This is a genomic window from Vibrio sp. 1401 (assembly GCF_033340295.1).
On the sequence record NZ_JAWOWF010000903.1, the window covers coordinates 1 to 502 of the forward strand.

Sequence of the window (502 nt, forward strand, 5' to 3'; positions counted from 1 at the left end):
ACACGGCATTCAACCTCGCGTTGTACATATCGATATGCCAGACGAGCGCTTGGCTCAATATGGTTTGTCGATCGCACAAGTTTGGAACCAACTGAGCACACAAAACAGCACGTTCGAAGCGGGAAAATTCGATGCGGGTACAGAGCGTATTCGTATTGCGCAAACCAGTGAGTTTCAGTCTCTAGAAGACATTCGCAATTTAATCATCAATGGTGGCACCGGCGAGTTTGGCTCGGGGTTGATTCGTCTTGGTGACATCGCCGACATCACCATGGGTTATCAAACACCAGCATTGGCAGAAAACCGCTACAACGGAGAGCCCGCTGTCACCTTGGCTGTGAGCCCAGTTCAAGGCATTAACGTGGTGTCACTTGGCGATACGATTCAAGACATCATCGCTAACTACCAGGCAACGCTGCCGCTGGGTGTCGACATCTCGACCGTTGCTTATCAACCTGAAGAAGTACAAAAGTCTATCGACGACTTTGTTGGCAACCTGCTT

General features: G+C 50.0%; 1 protein-coding gene. It reads left to right on the plus strand.

Translation table 11 applies throughout. The features are described 5' to 3' along the window. On the plus strand, positions 1 to 502 hold a 502-nt coding region (locus R7Z77_RS28805), incomplete at both ends, for an efflux RND transporter permease subunit (protein ID WP_318137493.1).